This window comes from Chthoniobacter flavus Ellin428 (assembly GCF_000173075.1).
Classification (GTDB): domain Bacteria; phylum Verrucomicrobiota; class Verrucomicrobiia; order Chthoniobacterales; family Chthoniobacteraceae; genus Chthoniobacter; species Chthoniobacter flavus.
In genome coordinates, this window is record NZ_ABVL01000001.1 from 537,011 (window position 1) to 553,313 (window position 16,303).

A 16,303-nucleotide genomic window follows, 5' to 3' on the forward strand; every position below is an offset into this window, starting at 1 on the left:
TCCAATGCCTCTCTTTGACCCCGCGTTGCTGCCCCGCTCCAACTCGATAAGAAACTTCTGCGCCGCTGGATTAGCGGCGGCGCGGAGGAGCTGGTGGGCCGGAGGGAGCATCGTGGTGGCCGTCGGGAACGCTGCTCATCGAAAAGGTTCCACCTTTGGCGAGAAAATAATCGTGATAGCTGGCCATGGGAATATTGTAATCGGCATAATGCGCCCCCAAGGGCGGTTGGGGTTGGAAACCCGCTGAGTTCACGGTGAGATCGGGATGCGGGGAGTTGCCGTAGTAGACCAGCCGGATTTTGTCGCCGATCTTGCGATTGATCTCTCTCAATGGAATCAAAAACGAATCCACCCGGATTCTGCGTCCTTCCGGTGTCAAGACATAGCGAATAGCGCCGCGGCCCTTGGTGTCGCTCAGGATGGGGTTCGTCGCCCATTTGCCGTCCTGGCCTTTGGCAATGCTATAGCGCAGGCCGGGGAAATTGGGCCACGGACTCAGCATGTAAATGCGATCCACATCTTTGGTCAGCTGTTCGTCCGCATCCAGGTCGAGGACGAGATTGGCGCGATCTCCGGTGACTCGACCGTCCCGCAGCTGGCCAAGTTCTGCGTCGTTGTCATTCCAGAAAATGGCCTGCGCGTAGAGGTATTCGCTGTTGTTCCACATCGAGAGACGCAGTTCCGGAGTATCGCAGAGGATTTGGGCCTGTTCCTGTGGAAATCCAAAGACGCCATTCTTGGACAGCTCTGCCTCCGCCAGCTGGACCTCGGCGATATGTCCCGTAGGTGCAGGGGCGTTATCGGCCCGAAGCGAGAATTGGGCGGAAAGCAGCAAACCGAGGGCGCAGACCAGAGCGGGGAGCGAAAGGGTTTTCATAACACGACAGCATCACAATAAGGGGAAACGTGCCTCCAAGTCGGAGGCAGGGTGTAACCGGCCGTTAGTTGTTTAGCAAGGCGTATTGCTTTTTCCTCGTTACCAAAGTGACTTTGGTAACGAGGGCAAAAATTGTGCTACCGGCCTGGCCGCGCATTGATAGCCTCCCCTCATGCCCCTGTACTGCGACGAAGAACTCAAACGGCAGCCGGAATTCCAGGACTTGGAGGAAGCACTGCGGACGCCCGAGATGGTCGTCCGTTTGCGGATCTACCGCCATACGGATCCCGCGGCGCTTGCGCGGGTGGCCGAGTTAAAGAATTTGCAGTCGCTTTCTATTTCGCTCGCGGATGTCAGCCAGCTTCTGCCGCGATTGGATAAAATGAAAAACCTGCAGATCCTTCATCTGCAAGCCTGCAACATTCCGACTTTTCCCGAAAGCATCCTTTCGCTTTCGAATCTCCGATCCCTCTCCATCGGGAACAGTTCCCTGGGCGCTCTGCCGGAGAAGATTAGTGGCCTGGACAAGCTGGAGGAACTGAGCCTTTCGCAAAACTCTCTTGAGCGGATTCCGCAAAGTATCGGTCGATTGACACAGTTGCAAAGGTTGGGTCTTTCTTATAACAAACTGGAGGAATTGCCGGAGTCGCTTGGGAATCTTGGCGCCTTGGTGTGGCTGTTTCTTGACGTAAATCGGTTGCGGCAAGTGCCTGAGTCGATTGGCGAACTGGCCCGTTTAAAATCGTTGTCGCTGAATTGCAACGATCTGCGGACCATTCCGGAATCAATCTGCCGTCTCACTAGTCTTGAACGGCTATCTATCGAAAGAAACCCGCTCGAGTCGTTGCCGGGCTGCCTTTCCACCATGGGCATTGAGACCATCAGCATCGAGGCGGAGAAACGCCCGCTGTTCATGGATTGGACTTATCAGCCCAGCGATCAGCCGCCGCGGATTGCCCTCACGGACATGAAGCTTTTTGTCGAACCGGCAAGTCCTTTCCACGCGCCGTTGCTCGCAGCGACGGAGAGCTACGGGGCAGGCGAATTTGCGCCGCTCATCCTCGGGTTGGCTCGTGAGGCGGTGCGTATCGATTCCACGGTGCCTGATGATTACTCGCGACCCGGCAACTCGCGTCTGGGCGGCTTTCCAGATCTGTCCGACTCGGAGTTGTTCCCCCGGGACGAAGAGGGACGCTATTGGATTTTTCTGGCGCAGCTCAATCTGGAAGACCTGGCCTCGCTGAATACCTACCTGCCGCGCGCGGGCTTGCTGTCGTTCTTTATCGAGTCAACGGAATCATTGAAGGCCCGGGTGCTGTTTTTTGAAGGCGATGTGCGGGAGTTGAAGACGATTCGACACGCGGGTGGCGAGGCCATGACCGACGACACCGACGATTATACGCAGTCGCCGTATGGCGTGAAGTTCCAGCGGTTCGTTTCGCTGCCGCACTGTCCACCCGAGGAGATGGAAAGCGGGGAAGCTCCCGATACATACGAAAAGATTCGGGAGTTATCCAAAGGAGGCGATCATTACATCAACGGCTATACCTTCACGCAGCACGAATCTCCTCAGGAACAAGCCGCGAACGAATTGCGGGGCAAACCAGAAGAGTGGGTCCCTTTGTTGCAATTGGGCTGGGATGACAAAGTCGGGTTTTGTTTTTGGGACGCCGGCACGGTGACGTTTACGATTCACCGTGAGGATTTGCGACGAGGCGATTTTTCGCGCGTGCACGCTTCGCTGGAGACGTCTTAGCCGGGAAGGCAGGGATCGATGATGTAGAACCAGTGACGGGGGCCCGGTTGTGAGATCGCAGGGATTATGATTTTTGGGGGACTGTCCACAGTTGCCCTCACTTTTCCGCGGTCCCCATCCCCCGTCTTCTTTCTGTGAAGTGTGAAGAGTTGACCCCGATCACCCCGCGCTCCCCGCCTCCTTTCCGTCAAGTGTCAAGACCCGACCCCTATCCCGCAAGCGACCCCCTATCCCGACAAGGGAATAAGGATGAGAAGCGATGCATGACGCAGCAGGCTATGCAGCTTTGTCGCTACGCACCCATTCCAGAAATATTCTTTTACATTCCCAGTCGTCTGCGGGCGCAACAACTTCCAATGGCAACATCTCTCTGACTCGATCTGCCGCATGAGCGGCCTCACGATGTCGAGACGGCGATACAGGTTTCCATTTCGCTGCAGCCCTTCTAAAGGCCGCATAGGCGACCTCTAGATCGCCACGCTTTTCGAGTACTTCTCCGATCCAAAAGGCCGCCCATCCTTCATTCATCAATGACATTGAGTTGCTCTGTTCTTCAAGGGCCCGAGCAGAGAAGCGAAGGCATGTAATGGCTTCATCCAAACGCGATAAAAACTGCAAACATCTCCCGATATTGCCATAGTAGTGGCCTGCTATTGTTGGTTTGTAGTTTTCGGCATTTAGGATGTCCTCCAAGTTTTGTCCGAACAGAAAATACTTCAGCGCGGCTTCGTATTCACCCGAATCTCTTCGCGCCAATGCTAGGGTGTGACTACAATCGTAGTTGGTGTCCAGGCCAACGCTGGCTTTCAGTTCAACGCCCTTAGTGGCCCACTGTTTCGCTGCTTCAAAATCTTTGCGAAGCCATAGCGAGTATCCTCTGATGTTGCAAAGAAGAATGAAGCGGGCGTCTTTACCAGCGATGGATTTCTCAAACTTCGATAACATCAGGTCTGCTTCTCTAAAACGCCCTAACTCCGAAAGTACCCTGACCAAGTCGTCGAACACTTGATCGAGATTTGCTCTGTTTTTGTCTTCGGCATCGATTTCGAATTGACTCACTAATTCTAGTGCGAGTCGTAGAAATTCCTCGGGATATCCGTTCAAAAGCAGGTATGCTTTGACTTCAAAAAGAGCCATCAAAGCTTCCTCGTAACGCTTGGTACGAAGGCAGAGTTCAACCTTTGCAGTCCAATTTTCCAAAACGCTGTACGGAGCGGAAGAGATCTCTGATCGGAATTTGCCGATCATGCGGTCGCAAAAGCTGATGAGTGAACTTATGAATGGTGTGCGCTCCTTTTCCTCGAAGCGATGGCGGATAAAGTCTCTGACCAAAGGATGTAATTCGATCGTATCCGCTAGGCCTCCGCCAGGAGTTTTTACCACAACCATATGTAAAGCCTTTAATGCTCGGATGGCTTTGCTGAATTGATTGTATTTGATTGCCGTCCCTAGATAGCTTGCTACTCTCTGTTCAGGTTCTGGGTGAATCAATTCTGCGAGGTAGCGGAGTACGGTTTTTTGTTTCTCATTAAGGGTGTCCCAAATATTTGGCAGAACAGGATTCTCGATACCGGCCTCTATTCCCTTCTTTAATTTTATGATAAGCTCGTCAAAATCTGCTCGCCCTTTTCCTATCTGATTAGCGATTAGATTGAGAGCTAAAGGGTGACCGCTCGTCAATGCGTGGACCTCCGATATCTTCTCTTCCGCGCTAATAGGATCGAAGATAACGCCGCACATCTCAAAGAGCCGTCTGGTTTCCTCGATAGATAGACCAGAGAGAGGTATTTGTAAAAATGAAGTGTGGGTGTAATCAAGGCTAGGACGCCCCGTAATTAGGAATTGGCCGAGATGCGGTTGGGACATCGCGCGTTGAAACAAAATCTGCATCGTTCCAAGAGCTTTGCGTTCCTCGACGTCGACGTATTTATCGATATTATCAAAAACCAATATCGCGCGCTCTTCCGCTAATAATACTAAGAGAAGGTCTACTACGGCTTCTGAGTCAGCCGTGGCGAGTTGGGACCCACGCACTGCTCCTCGCGACACTCGTTCGACCATCCGAACGAGTTGAGTGTGTAAGGTATTGCTCTGCTCTTTGCAATCCGCCCAATACCAATGGGCGATTTCACCTGCGGTCATTCGCATTTCAAGGTATTTGGCCGCCAATGTTGATTTTCCATTTCCGCCAAATCCCGAAATGGCGATAACCTTAGCATTGCTTGATAGCATTATTCGCAGTTCCGTTTCTCGTCCTACCCAGGCACTTGCTTGCGGCGGGATATCGGAACCGCCAGAAACTACTATTGACGGTGGCAATACCTCGCTTTTGGAAAGATATTCAACCTTGACTATCTTTGGTGTTGGGGATACGAGTTTTTCTCGCAGGTGAGGTAGAAAAATGTGACAATCGACGCCCTTGTAGAACAATACTCGTTGGCCGGCTAATGGTTCAAATGCGGCTAATAGACGCGGATTGCGCTTGGCAATATCTTCCTCGTTATCAGAATAGAACGTCCAAAGTACATTTAGCGGTTCTGTCTGTTCGCTGATAACTTCCACCAAAGTTCGGGTGAAGACGTCACTCCATCCACCGTAAGCCATAACGACCAACGTGGTCTCGCGGAGGAGGTTCCGTAAACAACCTTTTAATTGCGGACGATTGCGCGTCAATTGCGCAGGCGTGTGCAAGGTGTCACTTCCGTGCCAATAGCCATGAAAATGCACCACCTTCGATGTGTCGGGGGCTAAAACATTTGTAAATTGACCGTCTGAAGGTAATACAATTGTCATTGCATTCCCCCCAGCGGCTCGGATACTCACCTCTAGTAGAGGGTCGAAATTAGAGGTCAGCAACGGCTCAGAGAAAACGTGAGGGTGGTCGTGTACTATCTGACCGACTGCACGCACTGCGGGACGCAGGAACCATCCTTTCGGATCCGATTCGAGGCGGTCGAAGTCGAGTGGATGGGGTTCTGAAGCGGTTCTAGCCTTTAATACCGCATTTTGAATGATGTTGTTAAGCGCATCCTGTCCGCGACAATCGATGACAAACCGCATCGCCTCTTGGTAGCGTTGGGTGATGTCGGTTGAGTTTAGCAGTGTCCGCAAGGCGTCGTTTTCATCGGTCCCATCAAACATTTTTACGACTTCCTGGACCATAGCGTTTGCGTCGGGCACGCATAGTTCGTCGGCACCAGTGCCGGGCGCGGTGAGCGCTGAGCCGAATAGAAATGTTATCTTTTCTCCCCGATTGACCGCGTGTACAACTCGAGATTGGAGTCGGCCGGTTTCTGCAAAATGGTGCATTCGTCTATTTTTCCTCCCGGAGGGGTGATAGGGGTAATAGCGCGTAATTACGAGGCAATTGCGAACTTTCTGGATTTGGGTTGTCGATTTTCGAGGCGGTAAGGCTGCAACGGATATTTAACGGTTTTTTCTCGTTCCTAAAGTTGGCGAAGCGCTTTGGGAACGTATCCTGCGGGTCGGAAACTCTGTTTCCAGTTCACCGCCCCGACCGCCGCAAGACAAAAATTCGCGTTGCGGATCGTTTGTCGAGGCTTGCCAAAGGCGCATCGCATCGGGGCAAGATGGGGAATGACCAAGGACAAATTCTGGGAGTTGATTCAGCGGAGCTTGGACGGCAGCAGCGGTGAGATTGATGAACAGGCCGATGTTCTCGAATCAGAGCTGATGGATCTTTCGCCAGAAGAGATTGTATCGTTTGGCGAGCATGTGGAGGCGTGCTTGCAGGAGTCTTATTCAAACGATCTTTGGGGAGCTGCTTATATCATCGCGGGTGGATGTTCCGACGATGGATTTGAATACTTCCGACGCTGGCTGGTTAGCCGCGGTCGGGAATGGTTCGAGCGGGCGGTAAAGAATCCGGATGATCTGGCGGACTACCCGCAGAACCTGTCGGATTCAGACATCGAATTTGAGGAATTCGCCTATATCGCACCCAAAGCCTACGAAGCGAAAGTGGGTAAACCGTTTCCCTACGGCAAAACGGCCCCTGACACTCTCACCGGTGAAGAATGGGAGGAGGAGGAAGAGGTATTTAGCAAGCGTTGGCCCAAGCTTTTCTCCAAGTATTGGTGAGCGTTTAGGGGCGCTTCTCCTTCAGGACTTAAAGGACGCGCTGCTTCTTGGCGGGTTCACTGGCTGCGGACAGTCGGCCAACAACTTTATCTCAAATTCCCCTCCGCATCGAAAGTCATCTCCGCGGGTGGGCCGGCGACTCTGGTTCGCGGATTGCGGAGCGCTTCTTCGACGAGGTTTTCGGAGACGCAGGCGCGGTCGAGGGGGGAGGTAGGGGAATGGCAAATTGCAGATGGCAGATTGTGCTGAGAGGGAGGTGGTTGCTCAAAATGGGGCAAGCCGATATACTCAAGCCATGAGCACCATTACGGCCATCTTGGAACCGGACGCCGACGGGACGTTGCACCTCCCGATTCCGCAGGAATTGAGGCATCAGGCGATCCGCGTGAGGGCCGAACTCGAACCCGCCTTGACGGAGGCGAGTCAGGCCGGTCTAAAGGGGTTTGGTTGCCTGCGCGGCCGGATTTCCACTGCGCCGGACTTCGATGAACCGCTGGAAGATTTCAAGGACTACATGGGATGAGGGTGTTGATCGATACCCATGCGCTCATCTGGTTTTGTGAGGGCAATCCCTCTTTGAGCGCGACGGCGCGTGCAGCGATGGAGGATGCGGCGAATGAGCGTTGCGTGAGCCATGCTTCCGCTTGGGAGGTGGCGATCAAGCTGAGCTTGGGGAAGCTGCAGATCCAAGGCGGATATCAGATGCTTTTCCCGGGAGTGCTGGATGCGAATGGGTTTGCCCTTCTGCCGCCATCGGTGGCGCATTACCAAGCGCTCATTCCGTTGCCTCGGCATCATGGCGACCCATTTGATCGCCTGATTATCGCACAAGCTCAGGTCGAGGGACTGACGATTGTAACGTGCGATACTGCGTTCGCGGCGTACGGAGTTCCGCTGCTCTGGTAGACGGTTGCTTCGGTTTTCTCACCGGAGATTTCCCTCCGCATCGAAAGCCATCTCCACCGCCGGGCCGGCGACTTTGGTGCGCGGATTGCGGAGCGCTTCTTCGACGAGGTTTTCGGAGACGTAGGCGCGATCGAGGGCGAGGGTGCTTTTGATCCGGCAGATGCGGACCTGGCGCAGGTCGGGGATGAGGCTGGTCTTGATCGCGGCCTGGATGGCCTGGCGGTCGTCGCGCAGGACCATGGGGATTTTGCCCACCGTAGCGGTGGTGGAGGTGAGGAGGTTGCAGTAGGTTTCGATGAAGTTGAATTTGCGGAAGACTTTTTCGGTGGTGAAGTCGGCCAGGCCGAGGCCGGTGGCGTTGCCTTCGGAGACGTCGGTGAGATTGAGGACGGCGATGCGGGTGATGCGCGGGTCACGCTCGGTGAGGGTGACGTCGGGGGTGGGGTAGCGGCCGACGACATTGGGGTCGAATCCGGTGCCGGAGATGTTTTTGCCGACTTCGTCGATGAGCAGGACGTCGAGGGCGTGGATGGGGACGACGGGCATGAGGCGGCGGGCGGTCTCGAGGAGTTCGGGTTCGCGGGCCTCGATGTCGCGCGCGGGGACGACGGCGATCTGGCTGGTCTCGTGATAGGCGTTTTCGATGAGGCCGATGCCGAAGAGGATTTTGCCGCTGGCCAGGGTGGCGTGGCAGAGGGCGAGGAGGTTGGCTTCCATGCGGCCGTAGCCGAGGGCGTGGCAGGTCTCGGCGCCTTTTTGTTTACCCACACCGATGACGATCATTTTGCCGAGGCCGCTTTCGATTTTGCCGCGGAAGGAGGTGTGGGGTTTGATGCGGTTGATGACGATGATGCCATCGGCGGCGGCGGCCAGGGCATCGACGAAGGCGGGGAGGCCGGCGGGGGTGGTGCCGACCTGGACGACGTCCATGGTGGCGCGGATGGGGGCGCCGATTTTTTCCTCGGTGAAGCCCATGCGGGCGAGGACGGCGATCTGGCCCTCCGCGGTGGCGCCGCCGTGGCTGCCCATGGCCGGGAAGACGAAGGGATGGGCACCGGCCTTTTTGAGTTCGTCGACGAGGAGGCGGGTGACGAGCGGGAGATTGGCGATGCCGCGGCTGCCGGCGCCGACGGCGATGGACATGCCGGGGCGGATGGATTCGAGCACGCGGGAGGCGCGGAGTTCGGCGAGGAAAGCGGCGGGGATGTCGGAGAGCGTGGGGCGCTCGAAGGTGGTCTCGATGGGGACCATGCGCGGGAGGGGGATGGCGTGGAGGAGCGCATGGATGGGGGAGTCGGCGGGGTTGAGGAAGTTGGCGGGGAGAGGGCTGGAGGAGGAGGGGCGAGTGCTTAGTGGAGGAGTGCTTAGTGAGGGAGTATTCGGAGCGTGGGCTTCTTGCTGGGTGATGTCAGAAGTGGGGCCAGCGTGAGCGGTGGCGCCTTTGCCGAGGGCGAGGAGAAGACCAGAGGTCGCGGTGCGGCCGAGGAAGTAGCGCCGGGTGGTGGGCTGGCGGGATTTTTTGTTCATGGGGAGGGGACGGGGGAATGGCTGATGGCGGATAGCGGATGCAGGCGTCGGTGAGCGCCGTTCGCTTTCGCTAGTCAGCAAGCTGGCGTTTTACTGCAATTCCCCGCCGGCAATCGAATCATTCCACTCCTGAAACGATCTCGCTTTAATTTCAATTGCCTTGGAGTTGGCCGACTTTCGGCCTGCGCTTGAGGAGCATGAAACCACACGCTCCCAAGATCAACAGCCCCCCGGTGGAAGGCTCCGGCACGATAGTAACCTGCTCGGTCCAACCATCGACGGTTCCATCGGCGAAATCAGCCCCGGCAACGGGGACCGTGCTGGCGGTGACTGTTCCGAAGAGCGGATCGTACTCGTTCCCGTTATAGGAGACGGTGCCGTTCGCATTATCCAGAAGGTAATAGTGAATGTCGGCGTCGGCGATATTCGCGCTCAGAAGATCGGTGTCGCCATTGACGAAAAATCCCCCTTCATAGGTTTGCGGGCCCGCCGCTAAATAGAAATTGATGACATTGCCGGCGGTCAGCGCAGAGGTGAATGGAGCGCCGGAGTTGAGATGGAGGACATCGTTGCCGCTCGCGGCGGCGTTGCTCCAGATCGGTGCGCCGGGAAGAGCCAGTTCAAAATTATAGGTCAGGCCGCCCGATGGGTCGGTCGCGCCGGCGGTCAGGATACCCGGGCTATTGCCGGGCCCGACGGAACCCGCACCGCCAATCGTTCCTGCGACGGTGCCATGACCACCGACTTCCGCGCCCGGATTGACCACCACGTTTCCGGCCACCGCGCCATCCACGGCCAGCTTGCCGCTGGAGACGGTCGTCCCGCCGTCGTAAGTATTCGCACCGGACAAGGTGGTCGTGCCCGTGCCTTGCTTGACGAAAGATCCGCCCGTGCCACCGATGCTGCCGGAAAAATGGGTGGAACTGTTGTCGCCACCCGCCGTGAAAACGCCGCCTCCGATCGCCAGATTGCCGGCGCCAGTCACGGAACCGACCGTGGCCGAAGCACCGCCGGTATCGAAGGTGGCCTGGTTAGCGACGATGATCGCCGAGGTATTGCTGATCGAACCGTTTGGCCCGAGAGCCAGCGTCCCGGTGACCACGGTGGTCGGCCCGCCATAGCTGTTCGTGGCATCCAGGACCAAGGTTCCGATGCCGAGTTTGGTCAGGCCCAGGCCGGCATTCGTGATGTTACCCGAGTAGGTCAACGTTCCACCTTGTCCAGGCCCCCCGGTATCGGATGTATCGATGCCGAAAGCGGATCCCGAGGCGAACGACACGCTCGAAAGGACGCCGCCGATCGAACCGCTGCCCGAGGTGGCATTGGTGAACTCCTGGCCGTTGAAGACCGGTTTGCTTCCACCGGCGCTCACCGCCAGGGTCGCGCCGGCCTGGACGGAAACCCGTGCCGGAAGCAGGCAACGAGGCCGCGGTCGCAAATTGGGCGATTCCGGCAGTGATCGTGGTGCCTCCGCTGTAGCTATTCGAACCGGTCAGCGTGAAGGTGCCTGCCCCCTTCAAAGTCAGGCTACCGGCGCCGTTGAGGGGCGCGCTGACGGCGAAAGCGTAGCCGCTGTTATCGAGAGTGGCACCCCCACTGCCCAAGGTGACCGTACCCACGGGGCCAGGCGCAAACGATCCCTGGAGGGAACTGCCGGTGGGGGCGGTGCCGCGCAGGGTGCCGTTGTCGATGAGGAAGGTGGTGCCGCTGGCGTGAAACGTCTGAAAATTGGCCTGGGCGCCGTTGGAGACAGTGAATGATGACGGGCCGGGAGCTCCATTGGCCACGCTCAGATTCACTCCACTCAAAGTAGAGGCGGTACCATTGGCATTGGTTCCCGTGACCAAGAGAGTGCCGGATGGTTCATTGGGCGCCCCGTTGAGGGTCGTACCGCCATCCGACACATCCCCGTTGCAGGTCACTTGAGCCCCATCCTGAATGGTGAGCGTTCCTCGAATGATATCGTAGCCCACATACAAATTGCCGCCGACACTCAATGAAGAAGCGCTGCCGTTGGCATTCATGCCGGTGACGGTAATGCTGCTGCCGATGGTCCCGGCGGCGGTGGCGTTAGAGTTGCCGATTTTGGCAATACCGCCCACGATGATCTGAGCCCCGTCCTGGGCGGTAATTCCGCCTTCGTCACCCACGCTCAGGGAATTGGTGACATTTAAAAGCGTGGCCGTTCCGTTATTGCTGATGCCGGTGAGGGTGATCGTCGTCGGTGAGGCGATGTTTCCGATGGAGTATTCGTCACATCGATTTGCTGGCCATCGCTATACGTGGTGCTGAGCTGCGCCCGAGCCAAAGAGCCGGCGAGCAGGATGCCGAGGCAGATCCTGAGGAAAAGAGATGAAGGGCGAGTCTGTCTCGAGATGGGATTTTTCATGGAATAAGAGGTTTTTGCGCCGCTCCGGATGGGTACCGCTCCGGTCGTTATGCCGGCCCATTTTTAAGAACCAGAAAACCTTCTGCCGAATTGCGGTCGCGATGCGCTGCCCCGGAGGGAGCAATTCCAGTGCCTAAGTTGTAATACGTATGTGTGGCGTGCCGGCGATGGCCTGAGACGATCCAAGCCAAGCGCCACCGTGATCGCGCTTCGCCAGGCTTCGCGGAACCGCGCGCGTTCCTGCAGTTTTACCGAAAGCCACCGCGAAGCGTTCCGTGGGAGCCGCCGGCGCATCGATCGGCGGCCTGGAGATCGCCGCACCGAGGAGTTTCGATCCTCACACCTTCCGCTGACGCAGCACCTGGTTCAGGCTTCCCGCGCGATACCACCGGTAGCCGTAGCTTTCCAGGGTGATGCGGTGGATGCCGTTGTCCCCGGCGCGGCTTTCGTTGATATCGAGCAGGTTGACCAGCACCTGACTTTCCTCCACTCCCGGATGAATCCGCACCTCCTGCGGCTGGTCGGAGAGATTGTGGAGCGTGACCAGCGAACTGCCCATCCAGTCATACCGCATCGCCAGGACACTCGGGGAGCCGGTCTTCAGAATCTTCCATTCGCCCCAGCCGATTTCCGGGCATTCCTTGCGCAGGCGGATCATCCGGGCTGTCCAGTTGAAGAGCGAATTTTGGTCCCGCCGCTGGGCGGCCACATTCACCTGGCTGCAGGCGAAAGGTCCCTGGGAGATCACCGGATTCACCGTTTTCTGGTGCAGGGAAAAACCGGCCTGCGGATCTTCGGACCAGTGCATCGGCGTGCGGACTGCTTCGCGTTCCGGAAGATCCAGATCGTCGCCCATGCCGATCTCGTCGCCGTAGCGAAGCACCGGCGTGCCGGGCAGGGCGAAGAGCAGGCTGTAGGCGAGCTCGATCAGCGGCACGCTGCCGAGCATCGGCGCGAGCCGGCGCCGGATGCCGCGACCGTAGAGTTGCATGTCCTTGTCCGGCCCGAAACGCGCGAACACTTTCGCCCGCTGTTCGTCGGTGAGCCGACCGAGATCGAGCTCATCGTGATTGCGGAGGAAGTGCGCCCACTGCGAGAAGCCGGGGAGCTTCTGCGTTTTGAGCAGCGCCCGGGCCAGGGCCTGCGCATTGCCCGAGGCGAGCGCGTAGAAAAGGTGCTGGTTGACGAAGAAGTTGAACATCATGTGCAGGCCATCGCCGTCGTCGCCGAAGTATTTCAGGTGCTCCGGCGGTGGCACATTCGCCTCGCCGAGGAGGATGGCGTCCTTCGAGCGCCACTGGAGGAATTTGCGAAACTCCGTGAGGTAATCGAAACGCATGCGACTGGCCTTGCCGGGCAGGCGGCTCTCGATGACGAACGGCACGGCATCGACGCGGAACCCGGCGACGCCGAGCTGGAGCCAAAAGCCCATGACCCGCCGGATCTCCGTGCGCACATCGGGATTGTCGATAATTGAGGTCGGGCTGAAACTGGTAAAACCGGTGATAGTAATATTCGCGCGCCACCGGGTCGCGGGTCCAGGTCGCCTTCTGCACCCCGGGAAAGACCATTCCCTGGTTCCAATCCTTCGGCCGCTTTTTGGACCAGACGTAGTAGTTGTAATACTTCGTCTCCTTGTTGGCCCGTCCGGTCTGGAACCAGCGATGCTCGTCCGAGGTGTGATTGACCACCAGGTCGATGATCACCGACATGCCCAGCTTGTTGGCCCGGTTCATGAACTCGACAAAGTCGCCGCTCGAGCCGTTCCGTGGATCGACGGTGTAATAGTCGGCGATGTCGTAGCCGTTATCCCGGTTGGGCGTCTTCTGAAACGGCGCCAGCCAGAGGGTGCTGATCCCGAGGGCGTGCAGGTAATCCAGCCGCCGCATCAATCCCTCAAAATCGCCGATGCCATCGCCGTTCTGGTCCATGAAGGTATCGACATCCAGGGAATAGATGACGGCGTTTTTGTACCAGAGATCTTGGATCATATGGCGGGTTCGGTCTGTTCCCGTGCATCGCAGTTCGGGTAGGTGGTGCGTGTCCGGGTTGTTCACGCCTGCGGCCGGCGGGGGAGGGAGTAGTAGTCAGTATTCAGTGATCAGTATTCAGTGTGGCAACTCCGCCGCTTGCTGATTACGGATCGTGATCGAAGCCTCGCTTTGGTAACGAGGGCAAGGCCAAGTCGCCCCGCAACGATCACGACTCCCTGGCCTGTGCCGATCGAGCGAACGGAAGAAAGAAACTCGTATTGACCTCCATCTGCGCTGAAAATCCGACGAATGAAACCCGCGCAATTCGCGGCGATGTTGTTTGCCGCCCTGCTGGTCTTTTATTCGCTCTCCATCGGGCCAGTCATCCGCTTCACCCATTATGGCCTTCGGTCGCCAATGCCGCGGGCGATGGCCGCATTTTACGCACCGGTGCTTTGGCTCAGCCGCTATCCGCCAATCGCTACCGCCGTTGAATGGTACGTCCTCCTTTGGATGCCGAAATCTGAACAGGGGTGACGAACCAGGCGATGCCGGGTTGGGCTTCGGGGGTATTGTGTTACTGCTGGAGCCGGATGGTCTTGCCAAAACTGGCTTTCAGGGCCGGCGGCTCGTAGGTTTCAGCAATGATCTTGCCGGCATTGAGGACCTGCACGCCATGGCCGATGATCGAAGCGCCGCTCCCTTTCGCTTTGAAGTGAGCGGGAACCTCCGTAGCGCTTACGGGAGCCACTTTCACTTCTTCGCCGGTACCGGGTTTGATCATCACGGGAATTTCGCCATCGCTGATGGTGATGACGTCGTGATGCACCATGTCGCGTCCGAAAATGACGTACTTGATTTTAAGATTCACGACGTCGGGCGAATGGTTGAAGAGATGGATATTCAGGCCCCGGTGTTGGACCCGGGAAGCGCCGTGCGTCGCGAAACGGATCCCAGGCATGACATTTCGTTGTTCTACCCGAAGGTCGATGGAAGCCTTCTCGTCGTGCGCGATCTTCTCCAAATCGGTTTCCGCAGCCGTTGCGCCGGAAGCGGCGGCTCCCGGGATGGGTTCTGAGCTGGCGAACTGCGGTGTGCAAAGGAGGATGCCGCTGGTGCACAGGGCCATCATTGCGGATCGGCTGCCCAAGCGAAGCGGATGGCTGACGGGCGGATAGACTGGGGAGGTGGGAACAAATGCCATCCATCACCGATAGGCCAGAGTGGTTTCGCCCGCCTGTCGCCAAAATGTGCGACAAGAGCTCCCTTGCCAGCCCGTAATTTCGGCGAATTTCTCTAAAGCCGCCGATTGGCGCGCGGGCGGCGAGGCCATCACCGACGCAGACGACGATGATACGCCGTCGCCGCACAGCGTGAAGTTCCAGCGCTTCGCTTCGCTGCCGCACAATCCGCCGGAGGAGATGGAAAGCGAGGAAGCCTTCGCAGCATACGAAAGGATTCGGGAGTAATCCAAGGAGGCGATCATTACATCAACGGCTATACCTTCACGCAGCACGAATCTCCCAGAAACAAGCGGCGAACGAATTGCGGGGCAATCCGGAAGAGTGGGTTCCATTGCTGCTGCTGGGCTGGGATGACAAAGTGCTTAGGCTCAGCCGCTATCGAGCGGTCGGTATTGCCTTTGAGTGACACACTCTTTTTTGGTGGGTTAAGATCAGGTCTTTACCAGTTGCGACGATTACCTCCTGCGGATTTGCCAATGCGGCTGCCTGGCATGCAAGATGGTCCAGAGTCGTTCCCCTCCCGATGTCGTCCGTCTCCGCGCCGCTCTTCGAATTTCTTGCCCAACAACGTTGCCAGCCATTCGAGATCGCGCCGCAGGTCGATGCTCGCCGGCGCCTGGCGCGACAGTTCGACCCGGAACTGCCGATGCTGCTCAAGTTCTACAGCTTCCCGAAATACCGGCGCATGGTGGGCGACGAGTGGATGCACTGGCATGAATACTTCGAGCTCATCGTGCCGGTCTGCGGCACCGGCCGGTTTCAAGTCGGCGACCAGACGTCGGCCTTTGCGCCGGGCGACCTGCTCGTCGTCGACAATCTCAAGCTGCATGGCGTGTCGCAGCTCAGCGGACCACATCACTCGCTGGTCATTTTCTTTCCCGTGGAAGCGGTGGCTTCCTCGGGCCGGGCGAGTCCGGACGAAGCTTTCCTCGCGCCGCTCTGTGCGCGCCCCGACGACACGCTGCCCGTCATGCGCCACGACGCCGCCGGCGCCGAACGCGTGCATCGCGCCGTGCTCGGCCTCGCCGAAACCTGGTTTGCCAACGCGCCGACGGCGGATCGTTTCGTCAGTTGCAAGCTGCACCTCCTCACGATCCTCGCCGGATTGCGCGAACACTTCGGCCAGCGCCAGGATTTCCAAGACGACCTGCGCCAGCGCCGGCAGCGCCAATCACGGCTGCAAAAGGTCTTTGCCTGGATCGCCGCGAACCACGCCCGGGCCATTAAGCAGCCTCAAGCCGCCGCCATCGCGGGAATGAGCGCGAGCCGCTTTCGCGAATTCTTCAAGCAGACCACCGGCGCTACTTTCGTCGACTACTTGCGCGAATTGCGATTGACGCGGGCCGCGCAAATGTTGCGCGAGACGGATTGCTCGATCGCCGACGTGGCCGCTGCGAATGGCTTCGCGGACCAGAGCTATTTGAACCGCTGTTTCAAGGCGCGGCATCAATGCGCACCGCTGGAGTACCGGAAGCTGCGGCGGAGCAAGGTAGTTTAGTGCCGGGGCGAATTTTCCGAAAATCCCGGCGA

The 16,303-nt window shown here is 57.8% G+C and carries 13 protein-coding genes and 1 pseudogene; 6 read left to right on the forward strand and 8 right to left on the reverse strand.

All coding sequences use genetic code 11. The annotated features are described in order from the left end of the window. Positions 1-70 precede the first annotated feature (70 nt). Positions 71-877, reverse strand: a complete 807-nt coding sequence (locus CFE428DRAFT_RS02210) for a hypothetical protein (RefSeq protein WP_006977795.1) — start codon at positions 875-877, stop codon at positions 71-73. 223 nt (positions 878-1,100) lie between these two features. Here CFE428DRAFT_RS02210 and CFE428DRAFT_RS32815 point away from each other — a divergent pair, with 223 nt between their 5' ends. Continuing rightward, positions 1,101-2,633, forward strand: coding sequence for a DUF1963 domain-containing protein (locus CFE428DRAFT_RS32815; protein ID WP_162145221.1), 1,533 nt, complete (start codon positions 1,101-1,103; stop codon positions 2,631-2,633). 276 nt (positions 2,634-2,909) lie between these two features. Here CFE428DRAFT_RS32815 and CFE428DRAFT_RS35265 read toward each other — a convergent pair whose 3' ends face one another. Next, positions 2,910-5,795, reverse strand: a complete 2,886-nt coding sequence (locus CFE428DRAFT_RS35265; protein WP_157447407.1) for an SIR2 family protein — start codon at positions 5,793-5,795, stop codon at positions 2,910-2,912. Positions 5,796-6,230: 435 nt separating this feature from the next. Between CFE428DRAFT_RS35265 and CFE428DRAFT_RS02225 the strand changes: the two genes are divergently transcribed. The 3 genes from CFE428DRAFT_RS02225 (at position 6,231) to CFE428DRAFT_RS02235 (ending at position 7,640) form a co-directional block, all read left to right on the forward strand. After that, positions 6,231-6,734: a DUF4240 domain-containing protein gene (locus CFE428DRAFT_RS02225; protein ID WP_006977798.1), complete on the forward strand. Its 504-nt coding sequence runs from the start codon at positions 6,231-6,233 to the stop codon at positions 6,732-6,734. A 295-nt stretch (positions 6,735-7,029) separates the two neighbouring features. Beyond that, a complete protein-coding gene (locus tag CFE428DRAFT_RS02230; protein ID WP_006977799.1) occupies positions 7,030-7,257 on the forward strand; it encodes a DUF2281 domain-containing protein in 228 nt (75 codons plus the stop codon). Next, positions 7,254-7,640 (forward strand): type II toxin-antitoxin system VapC family toxin, encoded by a 387-nt coding sequence (locus tag CFE428DRAFT_RS02235; RefSeq protein WP_006977800.1) that lies wholly within the window; start codon positions 7,254-7,256, stop codon positions 7,638-7,640. Before CFE428DRAFT_RS02230 ends, CFE428DRAFT_RS02235 begins: the two co-directional genes overlap by 4 nt. Before the next feature lie 18 nt (positions 7,641-7,658). Here CFE428DRAFT_RS02235 and CFE428DRAFT_RS02240 read toward each other — a convergent pair whose 3' ends face one another. The 4 genes and pseudogenes from CFE428DRAFT_RS02240 to CFE428DRAFT_RS02255 form a co-directional block, all read right to left on the reverse strand. Then, positions 7,659-9,167 (reverse strand): nickel pincer cofactor-dependent isomerase, group 22, encoded by a 1,509-nt coding sequence (locus tag CFE428DRAFT_RS02240; protein WP_006977801.1) that lies wholly within the window; start codon positions 9,165-9,167, stop codon positions 7,659-7,661. Positions 9,168-9,318: 151 nt separating this feature from the next. After that, a complete protein-coding gene (locus CFE428DRAFT_RS02245; RefSeq protein ID WP_237705424.1) occupies positions 9,319-10,446 on the reverse strand; it encodes a PEP-CTERM sorting domain-containing protein in 1,128 nt (375 codons plus the stop codon). Then, positions 10,358-11,317: an autotransporter-associated beta strand repeat-containing protein gene (locus CFE428DRAFT_RS39460; RefSeq protein ID WP_006977803.1), complete on the reverse strand. Its 960-nt coding sequence runs from the start codon at positions 11,315-11,317 to the stop codon at positions 10,358-10,360. Before CFE428DRAFT_RS39460 ends, CFE428DRAFT_RS02245 begins: the two co-directional genes overlap by 89 nt. Before the next feature lie 576 nt (positions 11,318-11,893). Then, a pseudogene (locus CFE428DRAFT_RS02255) lies at positions 11,894-13,547 on the reverse strand (alpha-amylase family protein). Between the two features lie 291 nt (positions 13,548-13,838). Here CFE428DRAFT_RS02255 and CFE428DRAFT_RS02260 point away from each other — a divergent pair. Further along, a complete protein-coding gene (locus tag CFE428DRAFT_RS02260; RefSeq protein WP_006977805.1) occupies positions 13,839-14,066 on the forward strand; it encodes a hypothetical protein in 228 nt (75 codons plus the stop codon). 40 nt (positions 14,067-14,106) lie between these two features. On the opposite strand, the gene CFE428DRAFT_RS39465 is transcribed toward CFE428DRAFT_RS02260, so the two are convergent. After that, the gene (locus CFE428DRAFT_RS39465) at positions 14,107-14,661 is read right to left on the reverse strand and encodes a hypothetical protein (RefSeq protein WP_006977806.1); all 555 of its coding nucleotides are present in this window, start codon (positions 14,659-14,661) and stop codon (positions 14,107-14,109) included. 75 nt (positions 14,662-14,736) lie between these two features. After that, positions 14,737-15,105 carry a hypothetical protein gene (locus CFE428DRAFT_RS36890; protein ID WP_237705419.1) on the reverse strand — a complete coding sequence of 123 codons (369 nt, stop codon included), beginning with the start codon at positions 15,103-15,105 and terminating at the stop codon, positions 14,737-14,739. A gap of 191 nt (positions 15,106-15,296) precedes the next feature. On the opposite strand from CFE428DRAFT_RS36890, the gene CFE428DRAFT_RS02275 reads away from it, so the two are divergent. Beyond that, a complete protein-coding gene (locus tag CFE428DRAFT_RS02275; protein WP_006977807.1) occupies positions 15,297-16,271 on the forward strand; it encodes an AraC family transcriptional regulator in 975 nt (324 codons plus the stop codon). Positions 16,272-16,303 lie beyond the last annotated feature (32 nt).

Excerpts from the sequence above, each read along its gene's own strand:
- CFE428DRAFT_RS02210 (WP_006977795.1), bottom strand. The coding sequence starts at position 877 with ATGAAAACCCTTTCGCTCCCCGCTCTGGTCTGCGCCCTCGGTTTGCTG.
- CFE428DRAFT_RS35265 (WP_157447407.1), bottom strand. The coding sequence starts at position 5,795 with ATGGTCCAGGAAGTCGTAAAAATGTTTGATGGGACCGATGAAAACGAC.
- CFE428DRAFT_RS02225 (WP_006977798.1), top strand. The coding sequence starts at position 6,231 with ATGACCAAGGACAAATTCTGGGAGTTGATTCAGCGGAGCTTGGACGGC.
- CFE428DRAFT_RS02230 (WP_006977799.1), top strand. The coding sequence starts at position 7,030 with ATGAGCACCATTACGGCCATCTTGGAACCGGACGCCGACGGGACGTTG.
- CFE428DRAFT_RS02235 (WP_006977800.1), top strand. The coding sequence starts at position 7,254 with ATGAGGGTGTTGATCGATACCCATGCGCTCATCTGGTTTTGTGAGGGC.
- CFE428DRAFT_RS02240 (WP_006977801.1), bottom strand. The coding sequence starts at position 9,167 with ATGAACAAAAAATCCCGCCAGCCCACCACCCGGCGCTACTTCCTCGGC.
- CFE428DRAFT_RS02260 (WP_006977805.1), top strand. The coding sequence starts at position 13,839 with ATGAAACCCGCGCAATTCGCGGCGATGTTGTTTGCCGCCCTGCTGGTC.
- CFE428DRAFT_RS39465 (WP_006977806.1), bottom strand. The coding sequence starts at position 14,661 with ATGATGGCCCTGTGCACCAGCGGCATCCTCCTTTGCACACCGCAGTTC.
- CFE428DRAFT_RS36890 (WP_237705419.1), bottom strand. The coding sequence starts at position 15,105 with ATGGAACCCACTCTTCCGGATTGCCCCGCAATTCGTTCGCCGCTTGTT.
- CFE428DRAFT_RS02275 (WP_006977807.1), top strand. The coding sequence starts at position 15,297 with ATGTCGTCCGTCTCCGCGCCGCTCTTCGAATTTCTTGCCCAACAACGT.